The 14,938-nt window shown below is 56.0% G+C and carries 15 protein-coding genes; 5 read left to right on the top strand and 10 right to left on the bottom strand.

The annotated features are described in order from the left end of the window. Window positions 1-1,005 (bottom strand): ABC transporter substrate-binding protein, encoded by a 1,005-nt coding sequence (locus ACUN8H_RS09040; protein WP_445531811.1) that lies wholly within the window; start codon window positions 1,003-1,005, stop codon window positions 1-3. A 135-nt stretch (window positions 1,006-1,140) separates the two neighbouring features. Here ACUN8H_RS09040 and ACUN8H_RS09035 point away from each other — a divergent pair, with 135 nt between their 5' ends. Next, complete coding sequence (locus ACUN8H_RS09035) at window positions 1,141-1,893, top strand: DeoR/GlpR family DNA-binding transcription regulator (RefSeq protein WP_445531810.1); 753 nt, start codon at window positions 1,141-1,143, stop codon at window positions 1,891-1,893. 62 nt (window positions 1,894-1,955) lie between these two features. Then, window positions 1,956-2,222: a DksA/TraR family C4-type zinc finger protein gene (locus ACUN8H_RS09030; protein WP_445531809.1), complete on the top strand. Its 267-nt coding sequence runs from the start codon at window positions 1,956-1,958 to the stop codon at window positions 2,220-2,222. A gap of 42 nt (window positions 2,223-2,264) precedes the next feature. Here ACUN8H_RS09030 and ACUN8H_RS09025 read toward each other — a convergent pair whose 3' ends face one another. Beyond that, on the bottom strand, window positions 2,265-2,549 hold the full coding sequence (locus ACUN8H_RS09025; RefSeq protein WP_445531808.1) for a YrhK family protein: 285 nt from the start codon (window positions 2,547-2,549) through the stop codon (window positions 2,265-2,267). Between the two features lie 195 nt (window positions 2,550-2,744). On the opposite strand from ACUN8H_RS09025, the gene ACUN8H_RS09020 reads away from it, so the two are divergent. After that, complete coding sequence (locus ACUN8H_RS09020) at window positions 2,745-3,992, top strand: diguanylate cyclase domain-containing protein (protein WP_445531807.1); 1,248 nt, start codon at window positions 2,745-2,747, stop codon at window positions 3,990-3,992. Here ACUN8H_RS09020 and ACUN8H_RS09015 read toward each other — a convergent pair. Together ACUN8H_RS09015 and ACUN8H_RS09010 are read right to left on the bottom strand one after the other, a co-directional pair. Continuing rightward, complete coding sequence (locus ACUN8H_RS09015) at window positions 3,928-4,404, bottom strand: DMT family transporter (protein ID WP_445531806.1); 477 nt, start codon at window positions 4,402-4,404, stop codon at window positions 3,928-3,930. The two genes, ACUN8H_RS09020 and ACUN8H_RS09015, sit on opposite strands and share 65 nt — an antisense overlap. A gap of 26 nt (window positions 4,405-4,430) precedes the next feature. Then, window positions 4,431-4,859 (bottom strand): DMT family transporter, encoded by a 429-nt coding sequence (locus ACUN8H_RS09010; protein WP_445531805.1) that lies wholly within the window; start codon window positions 4,857-4,859, stop codon window positions 4,431-4,433. 89 nt (window positions 4,860-4,948) lie between these two features. Here ACUN8H_RS09010 and ACUN8H_RS09005 point away from each other — a divergent pair, with 89 nt between their 5' ends. Continuing rightward, window positions 4,949-5,896, top strand: a complete 948-nt coding sequence (locus ACUN8H_RS09005) for a LysR family transcriptional regulator (RefSeq protein ID WP_445531804.1) — start codon at window positions 4,949-4,951, stop codon at window positions 5,894-5,896. Window positions 5,897-5,942: 46 nt separating this feature from the next. On the opposite strand, the gene recQ is transcribed toward ACUN8H_RS09005, so the two are convergent. The 6 genes from recQ to ACUN8H_RS08975 form a co-directional block, all read right to left on the bottom strand. Continuing rightward, window positions 5,943-7,763 carry a DNA helicase RecQ gene (gene recQ, locus ACUN8H_RS09000; RefSeq protein ID WP_445531803.1) on the bottom strand — a complete coding sequence of 607 codons (1,821 nt, stop codon included), beginning with the start codon at window positions 7,761-7,763 and terminating at the stop codon, window positions 5,943-5,945. A 62-nt stretch (window positions 7,764-7,825) separates the two neighbouring features. Next, window positions 7,826-8,665 (bottom strand): carbohydrate ABC transporter permease, encoded by an 840-nt coding sequence (locus ACUN8H_RS08995; RefSeq protein ID WP_445531802.1) that lies wholly within the window; start codon window positions 8,663-8,665, stop codon window positions 7,826-7,828. Continuing rightward, window positions 8,662-9,546 (bottom strand): carbohydrate ABC transporter permease, encoded by an 885-nt coding sequence (locus ACUN8H_RS08990; RefSeq protein ID WP_445531801.1) that lies wholly within the window; start codon window positions 9,544-9,546, stop codon window positions 8,662-8,664. Before ACUN8H_RS08990 ends, ACUN8H_RS08995 begins: the two co-directional genes overlap by 4 nt. A gap of 63 nt (window positions 9,547-9,609) precedes the next feature. Continuing rightward, window positions 9,610-10,890 (bottom strand): ABC transporter substrate-binding protein, encoded by a 1,281-nt coding sequence (locus ACUN8H_RS08985; protein WP_445531800.1) that lies wholly within the window; start codon window positions 10,888-10,890, stop codon window positions 9,610-9,612. Between the two features lie 63 nt (window positions 10,891-10,953). Continuing rightward, the gene (locus ACUN8H_RS08980; protein ID WP_445531799.1) at window positions 10,954-12,084 is read right to left on the bottom strand and encodes an ABC transporter ATP-binding protein; all 1,131 of its coding nucleotides are present in this window, start codon (window positions 12,082-12,084) and stop codon (window positions 10,954-10,956) included. A gap of 113 nt (window positions 12,085-12,197) precedes the next feature. Beyond that, window positions 12,198-13,616: a sigma-54 interaction domain-containing protein gene (locus ACUN8H_RS08975; protein ID WP_445531798.1), complete on the bottom strand. Its 1,419-nt coding sequence runs from the start codon at window positions 13,614-13,616 to the stop codon at window positions 12,198-12,200. A 269-nt stretch (window positions 13,617-13,885) separates the two neighbouring features. Between ACUN8H_RS08975 and speB the strand changes: the two genes are divergently transcribed. Further along, complete coding sequence (gene speB / locus ACUN8H_RS08970; protein WP_445531797.1) at window positions 13,886-14,836, top strand: agmatinase; 951 nt, start codon at window positions 13,886-13,888, stop codon at window positions 14,834-14,836. Window positions 14,837-14,938: the final 102 nt, after the last annotated feature.

Below are 14,938 nucleotides of genomic sequence, written 5' to 3'. Positions count from 1 at the left end.
TTAACCGCCGAACAGATCGCTAAAACGCTGTTTGAGCTCTGCTTCCTGCGCCAATGCCTGCTCGGTATCGACTGGCATCAGCTCAATGCGATCGCGCTCGGGGAAGCCTTCCGGCGGGGCTACATCGTTGTGGGCAGGCAGGTAGCCCTGCTGGCTGACCAGTTCCTGGCCCTGCTGGGAAAGCACAAAATCCACAAACTTTTGCGCCGCATCGACGTTCTCTGCCCCCTGCATAATGGCGACCGGCTCGGTGACCGCGCTCACGCCCTCTTCAGGGAATACGAATTCGACCGGCGAGCCTTTGGCAGCTTCACGAATCGGCAGGAAATCCACCACGATGCCGTAGGGCTTGGTGCCCGCGGCCACGGCGTTAAACACGCCGCCGTTTCCACCCTGGGCTTCGGTGCGGTTTTCATGGAGCGCTTCGTAATACGCCATGCCAAGGTCAGGGTTGGCAGTGATCGCCGCCATATGAATCAGTGCCGCGCCGGAGTAAAGCGGGCTAGGCATGGTGACCAAGCCTTCATAGTCGGGCCCTAGCAGATCTTGCCAGCTTTGCGGCTGATGTTCAGCGCCGGTGTTATAGACAATCCCGGTGGTGATCAGCTTGGTACCGTAGTAGTAGCCTTCTGGGTCATACAGCTCGGCGTCGTAGCCATTACGCTCATCGCTCAAGTAGGCCTGCAGGTGGCCTTCTTGTTTGAGCGACTCCATCGTCATGCTGTCGGCAATCAGCAGCACATCGGGGTTGCTCACCCCGGCTGAAAGCTCTGAGCGCAGCCGGGTCATCAAGCGCGTCGTACCGTCGCGTACCCACTCCACGTCAATATCGGGATAAGCCGCTTCAAAGGCGTCCACGGTCTGCTGGGCATCGCTATTGGGCTGGCTGGTGTAGAGCGTCAGCGTCTCATTTGCGGCGACCTGAGCCGACAGTGAAAAGCTGGCAACCGCCACGGCAGCCGTCAGGGCGGATACCGGGATAGATAACAGAGGGCGCTTCGACATGGGTAAACCTCCAATGAGTGAACCCTACCTAAGCTACTGTCATCTGCTTACAACAAAGTGACAGTACGCTTTCGTTCAACCTTTTGTGGCTTTCGTTTGTCACGCTTTTTGCTTTCGTTGTGCTGAGAGGTGAGGATGCGCCAGTTCGAACGTCGACAACGGCTGCTGGAACGAGTCCACAGCCAAGGCCGCCAGATGGTAGATAATTTGGCAGGAGAGTTCGGGGTTTCTGTACAAACCCTGCGTGGGGATATTCGCCATTTGGCCGAGAAGGGCTTAGTACTGCGCCGCCATGGGGAGGTGCTGCCATTCCCAGAGCAGGAAAACATCGGTTATGACCAGCGTCAGATCGTCAATATGGCAGGTAAACGGCAGATTGCGGCTCGCGCGGCCAGCTTAGTGCAGAACCATCAAGCGCTCTTTTTAGGAACGGGTACGACGGTTGAGCAGTTGGCCGATGCGCTAAGTGATAAGCAAGGCCTGCATATCATGACCAATAATCTGCATGCACTGATAAAACTCTGCCAATTGAAATGTGAGTTGGTGGTCGCCGGTGGCCGGGTGCGACGTCGCGATCAGGATGTCATTGGTGGTGATGCTTGGCGTTTTTTTCAGCGTTACCGTGCCGATATCGGCATTGTGTCCGTAGGGGGCATGGATAGCCATGGCCAGCTTTATGATTATAACGACGATGAAGTAATGGCCCGTGAAGCACTGTTAGCGCATGCCGGTTATCGCGTGTTAGTGATGGATAAGACCAAGTTCGATTTGCCGCTACGTTGCGCAGCAGGTCACTTAGGTGATTACGACGCCGTCGTCACCGATGTTCCTCTAGCGGATAAGTTGAGAAGCCCACTGGCGGCAAAAGGCGTAAGATTTTTGGGGTAACGGTGAGTGACGCTATTGCTGCTATGCTAAACGATTGTGAATAAGCACAGGAGTAACACGCTATGGCCGGTGGATGGGCAAAGGACGGCGCCGAGCAAGAACAGATGGAAAGCACACTGGACGATGCGGTGCGGCGTGCGCGTAGCCAACTGCCCTCAGGGAATAGCCTTGAGATGTGTGAGGAGTGCGGCGATATCATTCCCGAGGCGCGTCGCAAGGCTATTCCCGGTGTGCGCCTCTGCGTGGCGTGTCAGGAAGAGCGGGATAAAGGACAGTCCACTTTTAGCGGCTATAACCGTCGCGGCAGCAAAGACAGCCAGTTGCGTTGAGCGTATTTCCCTAAACAGAGTGGCTAAGGGGCCCGTTTGCGTTTAAGCGTCGTGATCTGTATCCGGCAGGCGCTTGAAATAGATATAGCGATGTAAGCGAATAGTGGGGCGTAGAAGCAGTTGCACACTACCAATCAAGAATAACCAAACACCAAAAGTCTTCAGACTGCCCTCGTAAAAGAAACAGATACTGCCGAAGGTGAACCAAAGGCCCAATAAGAAATCATTGAGGATACTCAACACCTCATAGCGCTGATGCACCACTAACTCTTTGTGCCCGATGGTAAATGTCCAATCGCGGGTTCGTGGGTTCTGCTCGCGCCGCATTCACTGCCTCCATGTGTAACTATTTCTTTAAATATGTATTGGTGAGTTACCGTTTAATATTTAAAGCAATATTGATTTTAACTAAACGTTAGTGTGGCACACTATCATTACAGGAAAAGGGAAAGCTGACTTTTTAGTATTGATTAATGGTGCGCGAAAGTTGTCAGTAATGGAGTAAGCAGCTGAGGGAGCGTAATGGTCAATGATGCACTGCTGAAAGCTGTCGAGGATGAGTTGGAGGGCGCGCATTGCCGATTACGCTTTGCTGAGGACGTTGAAGCGCGATTCGAAGCAGATACCCAGCGTCAGCGCAGCCGTAATATGGTGTTGGCAGGGGTGATTTCAGCGATTATCTATTGCCTCTTTTTAATCAACGACTATAGCTTTCGTCCTGAGGCCTTTGCTACCGCCGTTCAACTGCGCATGGGGGTAATGCTTCCCTTTGGTTTGCCAATCTTGTGGTGGGTGCATCGTGGTGTATCGCCGGTGCTGCGTGAAACCATGATGGCGAGTACCGTGATCGTCGCCACGGTGGTTTCTTGTCTTATTTTTACTAAATCGATAGCTCCCTATTCCTATTTAGATGTTTTTTCGTTTGGATTGATTTTGTTGGTGGGTAACATTGTTTACTCGCTACGGTTCAGCTATGCCTGTGCATCCTCCGCGGCGAGCATCGTTATCATTCTGGCCTTTGTGTTGCCTTACGAGCCAATGCCCGTTGAAGCCAAGCGTTTGGCTATCTTTACGATTATCGCGATGGGGGTTTTTAGCCTTGTAGCGAACTACCGTTTCGAGCTCAGTGAGCGAACCTCTTACTTGCATGTGCTAAAAGAGAAAATCCGCGCTGGCTACTACTTAATAGATAATCAAAAGCTATCTCAGTTATCGATCACCGACCCCTTAACCAACCTCGCCAATCGTCGTCAGTTAGATACGGTGTTACCCGTACGGTGGAAAGAGGCCGCCGATAAAGGGACTTGTATGGGGCTCATGGTGATCGATATCGATCATTTTAAAGCTTATAACGACTTTTATGGGCACCCGCAGGGAGACATCTGCTTACAGCAGGTGGCCAAGGCCATGCAAGTTAATAGCCGCGATGTCGATTTAGTGGTGCGCTTTGGCGGCGAAGAGTTTGTGGTGCTAATGGTGAATGCCTCGAAGGAGTCGGCCAACTCAGCCGCAGAGCGTATTCGTTCTAGTGTAGAGGCCCTGCGCATTCCTAATCCCGGTGTCTCCCACCAAGCCTATATTACCGTCAGCGTTGGCGTGGCCGTGCTTTGCCCAACCGATGAGCTTACCCCTACCGACTTATTATCGACAGCGGATAGAGCGCTTTATGAAGCCAAACTGCAGGGGCGCAACGTCATTCGGATGGTTAACTTGCCTGGTTCACCATCCGACGGTGACGCTGCTGATGGCTTAGGTAGATTAAGCCGATAGCACCGATGAGCAGCGCCATTGCCACATAGCGCGAAGCATCTAATGGGCGCACTGCATTGCTCAACCAGCCGAAATGATCAATCAGCAGACTCATCAACAGTTGGCCAGAAATAACGGCCACCGTGGCCGCCGCAGTGCCTACTCGGGGTACGGCAAATACGATTGCCAGCATATAGACCACGCCAAACAGCGCGCCGGTTAACTGCCAATTTGGTACGCTGAAAAGCGTTGCCTGTTGGGTTGGCTCAAAAAAGAACATCAGTAAAAATGTCAGTACAGCACCCATTATAAAGGTCAACCAAGCGCTTTCGATGACGCCTGTTTTAGCCCCTAACCGGCCATTGATGGAGGACTGGGCTGCCAGCACCGCACCGCCCACGAGCAGTAAGATAAAGATAAGAGGGAGTAGCATGGTTTAGCTCCTTAATATGTTAACCGTTACATTAACCACAGGGCGGCAAGAATCATCACTAAGGCGCCAACACGGTAGCCGTCGACCTTACGCTGCTCGCTTCCTAGCCAGCCAAAGTGGTCGATGGCAACACTAGCCGCGACTTGGCCGCACAATATGCCTACCATCGTCATACCCACTCCGACCAGCGGAGTCGCAAGTGTCAACACAATGACGTAGACCGGGCCTAAGATACCGCCCGTTAGCAGCCAGCGAGGCTGCTTAAAGAGGGTGCCTAAGTGGCGCTTTGGTGAAAACACCAGTGCTAACGAGAGCAGCAGTGCGCCCACCATAAAGATCGACAACGTGGCCGATAAATGCCCGACCTGCTCACCAAGAGGGCCAAGCAAACCAGCTTCGACCGACAGCCCCATCCCGGCGATGAGTACGCCGAGCAGAATAAGTGCATGACGCATAGGTGGCTCCGCTAAGTAAAAGAAGCGCGTACTGTAGAGAGAAAGCGTTATTGCTACAATGCGTTAAAACTGCAAAGGACTATTGCACTTTGGACAACTCGCTTCGCCTGTTAGCGTTGCGCCTTTTTGTGCGAGTGGCTGCAAGTGGCAGCTTCGCCGAGGCCGCGCGCTATTTCGATCTACCGGCTTCGTCGGTCTCGCGGCATATCGCCGGATTGGAACGTTCGCTGGGTCAGCGTTTGCTCTACCGCCACACCCGGGCGGTAAGGCTGACCGATGCGGGTGAGCGCTACTTTCAGGAAGTAAAGCGAGTACTGGAAAGTTTGGATGCCGCCACCGAGCAAGTGGTCAGTGGTGCCCGAGAACCTCAGGGGCTACTGCGTCTTAATGCACCGGTGGCGTTTGGGCGTCGCCATATAGCGCCTTTATTGGCGAGCTTTCAGCAGGCCAACCCAGCCGTGGAAGTAGAGCTAACGTTGAGCGATGCTTTTATCGACCCGGTGCAAGAGGGAGCGGATGTTGTGATTCGCGTGGGATCGCTGGGGGATTCAAGCCTGGTGGCCCGGCAGTTGGCGACCCAGCGCTTTGTTGCTTGTGCGGCTCCCACGTATTTAACGCGACACGGCGCGCCGCTTCATCCAGACCAGTTGAGTGACCATAATTGCCTGGTTTATAAGGGAACGAGGGGCGTGCAGCCGTGGTATTTCAAGGCCCCAAACGATCTGCTAGCGCAGCGCCACTCGGTCAAAGGCAATCTTTCGAGTAATAATGCTGAAAGCCTTGTGGAAGCTGCTCTGCAAGGCCAAGGTATTGTGGTGTTCCCTACTTGGCTGCTATTTGATGCGCTGCGCGCTGGCGGCCTAACGCCCATACTAGAAACCTATGAAGCTCTCGGCGAAGCGACGCGCGAAGGCATTCATGCTATCTACCCTGAAAATCGCCTGCGCTCACAAAAAGTAGCTGCCTTTTTAGAATATTTGTTCGCAAAGATAGGCGAGCAACCGTATTGGGATCATGAGCGGATCGATGCCGATTAGCGTGACTGCAATCACCCAGGTGAGTCGCTAACGCCACCGGCCGGTTTTAGCTGCTTGGTTCGGTTTCCTGATGCGCCAGAATGACAGCCAGAAAGGCCTCGCCGTAATCCGCCAGTTTGCGTGCACCGATGCCAGAGATATCGCCCAGTGCCGCTAGGCTCTGGGGTTTCTGCTCGACCAGTTCAGCCAGGGTGGCGTCGTGGAAAATCACATAGGCAGGCACGCCCTGGGTGTCGGCCAGTTCCTTGCGGTGCTGGCGTAGGGCTTCCCACAGCGGGCCGTGGCCCTGTGGGGAAGTGGCGCCTTTGCTGCCTCGCCGGTTGGCCTGGGTCTTGTGGGGTTTGCGTAGCGTCAGGCTCTGCTCGCCGCGCAGCACCGGCTTGGCATTGGCGGTGAGCTTAATGCCGCCGTGACCTTCCATATCCACGCTTAAAAAGCCGCTGGCAATCAGTTGGCGAAAAAGCGCCTTCCATTCTCTCGCGGTGAGCTCCTTACCAATGCCGAAGGTGCTGAGGCGATCATGGCCAAAGCGACTGATACGCTCGTTGCTTTTGCCTAGAAGTACATCCACCAGGTAGGTCACGCCGAAACGCTGCTCGGTGCGGTAGACGCACGACAGTGCCTTTTGCGCTGCCACGGTGGCCTCCCAGGTCTCGGGTGGGATCAGGCAGTTATCGCAGTTGCCGCAAGGGGCGTCCAGGTGATCGCCAAAGTAGTGTAAAAGCGCCTGCCGGCGACAACTGATGATTTCACACAGTCCCAGCATGGCATCTAGCTTCTGCTGCTCGATGCGCTTTTGCTGGTCGGCGGCGCTTGAGTCCTGCTGCATCTGGCGCAGCGTGATCACGTCCTGAAGCCCATAGGCCATCCAGGCGTCGGCGGGTAGGCCATCCCGCCCGGCGCGCCCCGTCTCCTGGTAATAGGCTTCGATACTTTTAGGCAGATTAAGGTGCGCGACAAAGCGCACGTCGGGCTTGTCGATGCCCATGCCGAAAGCGATAGTGGCAACGATCACTACGCCATCTTCTCGCAGAAAGCGTGTCTGGTGGTGCTGGCGCTGTTCGGGGGGAAGCCCCGCGTGGTAGGGCAGTGCCGTCAGTCCCTGGCGTTCCAGCCAGGCAGCGATCTCCTCGACCTTGCGCCGGGAAAGGCAGTAGACGATACCCGCCTCGCCGTCATGGTGTTCGCGGATAAAGCGCAGCAGCTGCTCCTTGGCGTTACCCTGATTCTCGGCGATATGGTAGCGAATGTTGGGGCGGTCAAAGCCGCTGTTGTAAAGCGCCGCCTCCTGGAGCTGCAAATGCTCCATGATATCGCCTCGGGTAGGCACATCGGCGGTGGCGGTTAGGGCGATGCGGGGTACATGGGGAAAGCGCTGATGCAGGTGGGAAAGCTGGCGATACTCCGGGCGGAAATCGTGGCCCCACTGGGAGACGCAGTGGGCTTCATCTATCGCGAACAGCGCAATCTGAGTCTGTTCCAGCAGCATCTGCATACGCGGCGTGGCCAGCCGCTCGGGCGCGACATATAAAAGGTCCAGCTCGCCTGCCCGTAGCCGATTTTCTACCTCGACTGCCTCGTGATAGTCGAGGCTGGAGTTGAGGTAGTCCGCCCTAACCCCGTTCTGCTTAAGCGCTGCCACCTGATCCTGCATCAACGCGATCAGCGGCGAGACCACAATGGCGGTGCCTTCGCGCAGCAGTGCCGGGATCTGATAACACAGCGACTTGCCTCCACCGGTAGGCATCAGCACCAGCGCATCACCACCGGCGATCACATGCTCAATGATCGCCTGCTGCGGGCCACGAAAGCTGTCGTAGCCAAATACCTCCTGCAGTACCTTGAGGGCTGCCGGGTCGCCGTGCATCAATGCTCTCCTTGTCTCGTGCTAGATAGCGAATTGTCGCACGAAAATTCAAAGGAGTTGGCCTAGCGAATCCCCGCCCGTAAAAATGATTGTACGAACTGGCGCTGGAACAGCAGAAAGGCGACCAGCAGCGGGGCGATACTGAGCAGGGTTGCGGCACTGACGGTCGCCCAGTTAACGCCGGTTTCGGGAGCGGAAAAGACCCCTAGCCCTACGGTTAATGGGCGGCTCTCTACCGAGTTGGTCACCACCAGCGGCCAGATAAAGTTGTTCCAATGGTGGCTAATCGAGACCAGCCCATAAGCCAGGTAGGTAGGCTTAGCGAGCGGTACGTACACCTTCCAGAGAATTTCCAGCCAGTTGCAGCCTTCGATGCGGGCGGCGTCTTCAAGCTCCCTTGGGATGGTTTTAAAGGTTTGGCGCAGCAGAAAAATACCCAGAGCGCTGGCGACATAGGGCAGGCCAATCCCGGTGATGGTGTTGATCAGGCCCAACTCACTGGCGATGCGGTAGTTCTCTACAATCAGCACTTCGGGGAACACGAAAAGCTGGATCAGCACCAGCATAAACAGAACGTTTTTGCCGGGAATCGGGAAGCGCGCAAAGGCAAACGCCGCCAGGGTACAGACCACAAACTGACCGATCACCACCCCCGTCACCAGGGCGAAGGTATTCAGGTAGTAGCGGGCAAAGGGCGCTTGCGACCAGGCGTTGGCGAAGTTCTCCAGCGTCAGCGGGGCGAAAAGCTCGAAGTTCACCATAAACTCGCTGGGGTGAAAGGCGGCCCAAAAGGCATAGAGCAACGGAAAAATCCAAATAATCGCCAACAGCCACGCGGCCACGGTTTCCAGTGCTGGAATGGAGTCGAAACGGGAGCGGGACGCATAGGTGGCGGTGTTCATTGGTAGTGCGTCCTACGATCTAGAATCGTGAACTTGAGCGTGGCAACGACGGCGAGTACCAGCAGAATAACCACCGTAATAGTGGCGGCTGTTGTGCCGTCAAAAAATGAAAAGGCGTTCTCGTAGACGTAGTAGAGCAGTAGGTTGGTGGCGTTATTCGGGCCGCCTTTGGTCAAAATGAACAAGTGATCCACCACCCTTACCGCGTTAATCAAGGCGTTGATGAGCACAAACAGTGTGGTGGGCATCAATAGGGGGAAGGTGACCCGCCAAAAAAAGCTCCAGCGGCTGGTAACTTCAAGGTCGGATGCCTCTTTTAGCTCGGGTGGCATACTTTGCAGCGCCGCCAAGTAGAAGATCATAAAAAAGCCGGCCTCCTTCCATACCGACATCGCAATCACGGAACCCAATGCAACGCTGGGGTCACCGAGCCAATTAACGCCGGAAAACCCAAGGATACCCAGCAGTTGATTAAATAGACCAATCTGGGGAGCATAGAAAAACATCCAAATATTGGCAGCGGCGATCATCGGCAGAATGGTCGGCGTAAAATAGGCCATGCGTACAACGCCGCGCCCGCGCAGTTTGCCGTTAACGAATAGCGCCATGCATAAGGCCAGCGCGATAGAGGTGGGGATCGTACCGACGGCGTAGATTAAGTTGTTGCGAGCTACTTTCCAAAACGTCGGGTCATCGAACAACACCTGATAATTTTCAAGGCCTACGAATTCAGTGGGTGCGCCGCGAAAGCCGGGTAAAAACAAGCTGTTGATCACCGTCGTGATCGTCGGAAGGTAAGCGAAAGTCGTCAGCAGTACCGCCGCCGGTAACAACAGTAGCGCGCCGTAAAGCTGCATTTTATGGTAGGCGGTTAAGGACATGATGGCACACCACAAGTGAAAGAAGCCGGGGCGAGCCCCGGCGAACAGTGAAACCTATAACGCTTAGCGGGCGTAGCGGCGCAGCACGCTATCGGCTTCTTGCTGCGCTTGGCTTAGCGCTTCTTCTGGCGTCAGTTGGCCAGTCAGTGCCGCTTGCACGGCGTTATCCAGTGCGCGGCGCACACGGCCACCTTGGTAAGTAGAAAGCTCGGCAGTGCCGTGCTCAAGCTGATCGCGGGCCACCGCCGCGGGCGCAAACTCTTCAACATAACTGTTTAGCGCCTCGGTTTCGTAGGCAGCGGGGCTAACACCCATATAGCCGGTTTCAATCGACCAGGCCGCGGCACGTTCGGGGGCGGTCATCCAGCGGATGAATGTCATCGCCGCGCGCTGCTCTTCTTCGCTGGCTTCTTCAAAGATGTAGAAATTACCGCCACCGGTGGGGCTGCCGCGCTGGGTTTTCATCGGCAGCATGGCAACGCCAAAGTCGAAATCAGCTTCGCTGCGCACGGCGGTCAGGTTGCCCGTGGTATGCCACATCATGGCGGTGGACTGTTCCAAGAAGTTCTGGCGCAGCGTGCCCCACTCGATGGTGCCATCGGGCATGGCATTATGCTCGTCAGCAAGCGATACCCAGTACTCCAGCGCTTCAACCGCGGCGGGGTCGTCAAAGTAGACCTCGGTGCCATCTTCGCTCATTAGCCGGTGACCGTTCTGAAACGCGAAGGCCTGGAACATCCAGTAGGGGTAGCCGGTAGAGGGCACCATCACGCCCCACTGTTCGCCGTTGGAGGCTTCCCGAACAGTGGCGGCCATCTCGGCCATCTCTTCCCAGTTTTCAGGCGGTGTTTCGGGATCTAGGCCAGCGGCTTCAAAAGCGTCTTTGTTCCAGAACAGCACGATAGTGGAGCGCTGGAAGGGGATGCCGTAGGTTTTGCCATCCAACTTGCCGTTTTCCATCAGGCCGGGGTAGAAGCTATCCAGCCATTCGCGCTCCTCGTCGGTTTCCACCAGGTCATCGAAAGCCACTATGGCATTCTGCTCAAGTAACTCGTACAGATCGATGGAGAACATCACGGACAGTTGCGGCGTGTCGCCTGCTTCCATCGCCGACATGGCGCGTACACGGGTATCATCGTAGTTGCCGGCGTAGATCGCTTCGACGTTGATATCGGGGTGTTCGCTTTCAAACTCCGCCACTAGGTTGTCCACCACATCGGTGAGTGCTCCGCCTACCGAGACCGGGTAGTACATGGTCAAGTCGACGCTATCAGCGTTAACCTGGGCAGCACTTAATAAGCCCGCTGCCAGGGCCGTCATCGCAAAAGGGATCCGCGCACACATAAAAGACTCCACTAGTATCAGATCAGTTTCCAAGGTTAGAAAGTGATCAGGGGTTGACGGTGATCAATGTTGGAAAGAACCCACGGCCGGTGGGCGAGGAACGCTTCGATAAGCGGACGCGATAACGCCCGGTGGCATGTCATCACGACGCAAGCCGTCTATATCGAAAAGATGCGTATTTTCCGCCGCCCAGGTGAGGCTGCATGACTGCCCGCTCAACGTCTGTTTGCCGCTGAGCCGAACGCGTAAGCTGTGCGATCCCACCGCGACATACGCAATCGTGTCCGCCCCCAGGTACTCTTCACTCAACACCCTGGCAGGCACACCGGGAGCCGAGGCAGAACGTAACTCAATGTCTTCGGGGCGAATGCCCAGCTGGCCACCCACGGCTTCAAAAGGCGCGACCGGGGCCGTTGGCTCGCCTTCTATAACAGCGCCTGTTTCACCCGCTACCAGTGGCAACAGGTTCATCGCCGGGCTGCCGATGAAACTGGCGGCAAAGGTGCTCGCGGGGCGGTTATAAAGTTCGTCAGGAGAGCCGTCTTGTACGATTCTGCCGTGTTGCATCAGGATGACACGGTCGCCCATGCTCATGGCTTCGACCTGATCGTGGGTGACGTAGATCACCGTCATGTTCAGGCGGCTCTGGAGCGCTTTGATTTCCCGGCGCATGTCGCTGCGCAGACGGGCATCCAGGTTGGAGAGCGGCTCGTCCATCAGGCAGATCGGATGTTCGGAGATAATCGAGCGTGCCAGGGCGACTCGCTGGCGCTGTCCACCGGAAAGCTTGGCAGGTTTCCGGTCCAGGTAATCGGTGAGATCGACTAGCTCAGCCACCTTGGTCAGCCGTTCGCGCTGTTCAGCTTTGGGCACCTTGCGGCTGCGTAGGCCAAAGACGATGTTATCGGCAACGCTTAAATGCGGAAACAGGGCATAGGACTGAAACACCATGCTCAGCCCACGGTCGCCGGGCGGCAAGCGCGTGACGTCGCGCTCGCCGATATGAATGCGCCCGCTACTTGCTTCTTCCAAGCCTGCGATCATACGCAGCGTGGTTGATTTGCCGCAGCCCGAAGGGCCCAGCAGAATGACAAATTGCCCAGGCGCAACGTCGAAGGAAATATCATCGACAGCAGTGGCCGCGTCCCAACGTTTGGTGACGTGTTCCAGGCGGATACGCGATTGATTAGACATAGCACACACATCACCGGCTGTTGGTTGTTATTAGGTCAGCTTGTGTTGAAGGTGTTGCCGTTGCATGACACTTATATGGATCGTTTATGACAGCCGTTGTGTCAAGCAGAAAATCATTTGGTGACTTTAATGCCGTAGCGCTGCAGCCTTCGCACCACGCTGGATTGGCTGATGCCCAGCCGCTCGGCGATGCCGTAGGTGCTGGGGAGCGTCTGGCATAGCGCTTGTAGCGCTTCACGCTCTAAGCGTTCGAGGTACTGTTTGAGGTTTTCTTCCGGCGCAAGCGGTGCTACCAGCGGTGCAGGGGAGCCACTCGGCAAGCTGTCGGCGCGCTGCTCGGTAGGTGCCTGTGCGGTAGGGGCTTCAATTTGATCGGTAGGACTTGATAGCCAGGCCCGCTCCAGCCAGTTTTCCAGCTCGCGAACATTCCCCGGCCAGTCGCTGCCCATCAGGGTCGACCATACCTGATTGCCGAGAATTTTTTGCCGCCCATAACGCTGGTTCAGCCGTTTTAAGCACGCTTCGACCAGATCGGGGATATCCTCGCGGCGGTCGCGCAGCGGCGGCAGGGTGACTGGGATCACGTTGAGACGGTAGTAAAGATCCAAGCGAAATAGCCCGGCTTCCACCTGTTTACCCAAGTCCTGATTGGTTGCCACCACCAAGCGAAAATCGACCCGGCGCGAGCGCGTATCGCCCAAGCGAGTCAGACTGCCATCCTGAATGACTTTGAGCAGCTTGGTTTGCATCAACAGCGGCAGCTCGCCGATTTCATCTAGGAACAGCGTGCCCCCTTCGGCCTGCTCCAATAACCCGGCTTTACCTTGCCGTGCCGCACCGCTGAATGCGCCGGGCTGGTAGCCAAACATTTCGGACTCGAACAGGTTTTCAGGAATTGCCGCGCAGTTGACATCGATAAAAGGGCCGTTATGGCGCTGGCTCCAGCGGTGTAGCTGCTTGGCAAAAGCGGTCTTGCCCACCCCTGACTCCCCCAGCATCAGCACATTGGCGTCTGAAGGGGCGACCCGCTTGAGCAGCAGGGCAATTTCCCGCATCACATGGCTTCTGACCTGCAGGTTATCCAGGGCGTCATCCAATGCCTGCTCTTCGGCATCCGGTGCGGCCTGGCTGCGCTTTAAGTGTTCGCTAAAGCGTTTTTGTAGCAGCGCATACTCGTCTTGCAGCAACTGCAGATCGGTTAAATCTCGCGAGCGACTGATAATGCGTTCCAGCTTGCCATTTACGAACACCGGATAGGCTTCCGCAATGACGCGGCGGCCCGTACCCGTGATTTGCATCAATTGAGCGGGCTGGCGGGTGCGCATGACTTCCATGGTGATGGAGGGCTTCAATACCCCAGCGGCCTGAAGCTGTTGAACGCTGCTGGAAAGTAGCTCTTCTCTCGACACTCCATAAACCGCTTCGGCCCCTGGGCTGACATCCACGATCTGCCCATCGCCACTGACGATAAAGAAGTGATCGTTGGCGGTTTCTACAATGGTTTGCAGTACGTGCTTGTCTATTTCACTCATTCTGTTTCTCTCACGCCATCTCTCATGGCAGCCAGTCTTGCCCAAGTAATTCATAAATGAATGATTGATTCACTTATGAATCGTTGGTGTGCCTATTTGATTCATTTTTGCATCGTTTTGCCAGCAATCCTACCTGTTTATCGCTAGCGCAGGGTTGGCACGTTCTGTGCAGTGTCTTAGAAGACAAAAAACCCAAGAAGACAAAGAACTCAACTAGGCAGCATGGATAAGCCGTGCCTAAACGCCACAATAAATCCAAGGAGATAACGATGTCAGAGTTTAATCAGCCGCTGGGCGGTAATACCATGCCGCGCTTTGCAGGCCCCGCCACTATGATGCGCCTGCCCACGCAAGAGAACGCCCAAGGGTTGGATGCCGCCTTTATTGGCATTCCCATGGATATCGGTACCTCGAATCGCCCCGGCACACGCCTTGGGCCGCGGCAGATTCGCGATGAGTCGCGCATGCTACGCCCCTACAACATGGCCACCGGCGCCGCGCCGTTTGAAAGTCTGCAGGTAGCCGATATCGGTGATGTACCGATTAATACGTTCCACCTGCCGAAAAGCGTCGACATCATCACGGCCTTCTACGACGACGTGTTAAAGCATGACTGCATTCCGCTGACGCTAGGTGGCGAGCACACGCTGACGCTGCCGATTCTGCGCGCCATGGCCAAAAAGCACGGCCCGGTGGGGTTGATTCATATCGATGCTCATGCCGATGTGAACGAGCATATGTTTGGCGAGCCGATTGCCCATGGGACGCCGTTTCGTCGTGCCCAGGAAGAGGGGCTGCTGGCCCACAACAAAGTCGTGCAAATCGGCCTGCGCGGGACCGGTTACGCCCCTGAAGATTTCGACTGGTGTCGCGAGCAGGGCTTTCGTGTGGTGCAGGCTGAGGAGTGCTGGCATCGCTCGCTGGCGCCGTTGATGGCTGAAGTGCGCGAGAAGATGGGCGATATCCCAGTGTATATCAGCTTCGATATCGATGGACTGGACCCCTCGGTCGCGCCCGGCACCGGCACGGTGGAAATGGGTGGCCTGACCTCCGCCCAAGGGCTCGAGATTGTGCGCGGCGCGGCGGGTTTGAACATCGTCGGCGGTGATTTGGTTGAAGTCTCGCCGCCTTATGACCCCAGCGGCAACACGGCGCTGATGGGCGCCACGCTGCTGTATGAAATGCTCTGCGTCCTGCCGGGCGTGAAGCGTGGCGACTAAGCCGCTGTTAAAACAGTTTTGATTCAAAAAGCGCCGATCTAACAAGGCGCTAATAAAAAAGACATATGGCAGGAAGTACTGCTTCCTGCCAGGACGCCGCTA

It is taken from the genome of Vreelandella sp. V005, from assembly GCF_052645115.1.
The sequence above is the reverse complement of the archived record's forward strand: the minus strand, read 5'-3'. Positions and strand labels throughout refer to the sequence as shown.

Coding starts and splice junctions, on each gene's coding strand:
- recQ (WP_445531803.1), bottom strand. CDS start 7,763: ATGCACGGCGACCCGGCAGCCCTCAAGGTACTGCAGGAGGTATTTGGC.
- ACUN8H_RS09030 (WP_445531809.1), top strand. CDS start 1,956: ATGGCCGGTGGATGGGCAAAGGACGGCGCCGAGCAAGAACAGATGGAA.
- ACUN8H_RS08990 (WP_445531801.1), bottom strand. CDS start 9,546: ATGTCCTTAACCGCCTACCATAAAATGCAGCTTTACGGCGCGCTACTG.
- ACUN8H_RS08975 (WP_445531798.1), bottom strand. CDS start 13,616: ATGAGTGAAATAGACAAGCACGTACTGCAAACCATTGTAGAAACCGCC.
- ACUN8H_RS09015 (WP_445531806.1), bottom strand. CDS start 4,404: ATGCTACTCCCTCTTATCTTTATCTTACTGCTCGTGGGCGGTGCGGTG.
- ACUN8H_RS09040 (WP_445531811.1), bottom strand. CDS start 1,005: ATGTCGAAGCGCCCTCTGTTATCTATCCCGGTATCCGCCCTGACGGCT.
- ACUN8H_RS09035 (WP_445531810.1), top strand. CDS start 1,141: ATGCGCCAGTTCGAACGTCGACAACGGCTGCTGGAACGAGTCCACAGC.
- ACUN8H_RS09020 (WP_445531807.1), top strand. CDS start 2,745: ATGGTCAATGATGCACTGCTGAAAGCTGTCGAGGATGAGTTGGAGGGC.
- ACUN8H_RS08980 (WP_445531799.1), bottom strand. CDS start 12,084: ATGTCTAATCAATCGCGTATCCGCCTGGAACACGTCACCAAACGTTGG.
- speB (WP_445531797.1), top strand. CDS start 13,886: ATGTCAGAGTTTAATCAGCCGCTGGGCGGTAATACCATGCCGCGCTTT.
- ACUN8H_RS09025 (WP_445531808.1), bottom strand. CDS start 2,549: ATGCGGCGCGAGCAGAACCCACGAACCCGCGATTGGACATTTACCATC.
- ACUN8H_RS08985 (WP_445531800.1), bottom strand. CDS start 10,890: ATGTGTGCGCGGATCCCTTTTGCGATGACGGCCCTGGCAGCGGGCTTA.
- ACUN8H_RS08995 (WP_445531802.1), bottom strand. CDS start 8,665: ATGAACACCGCCACCTATGCGTCCCGCTCCCGTTTCGACTCCATTCCA.
- ACUN8H_RS09010 (WP_445531805.1), bottom strand. CDS start 4,859: ATGCGTCATGCACTTATTCTGCTCGGCGTACTCATCGCCGGGATGGGG.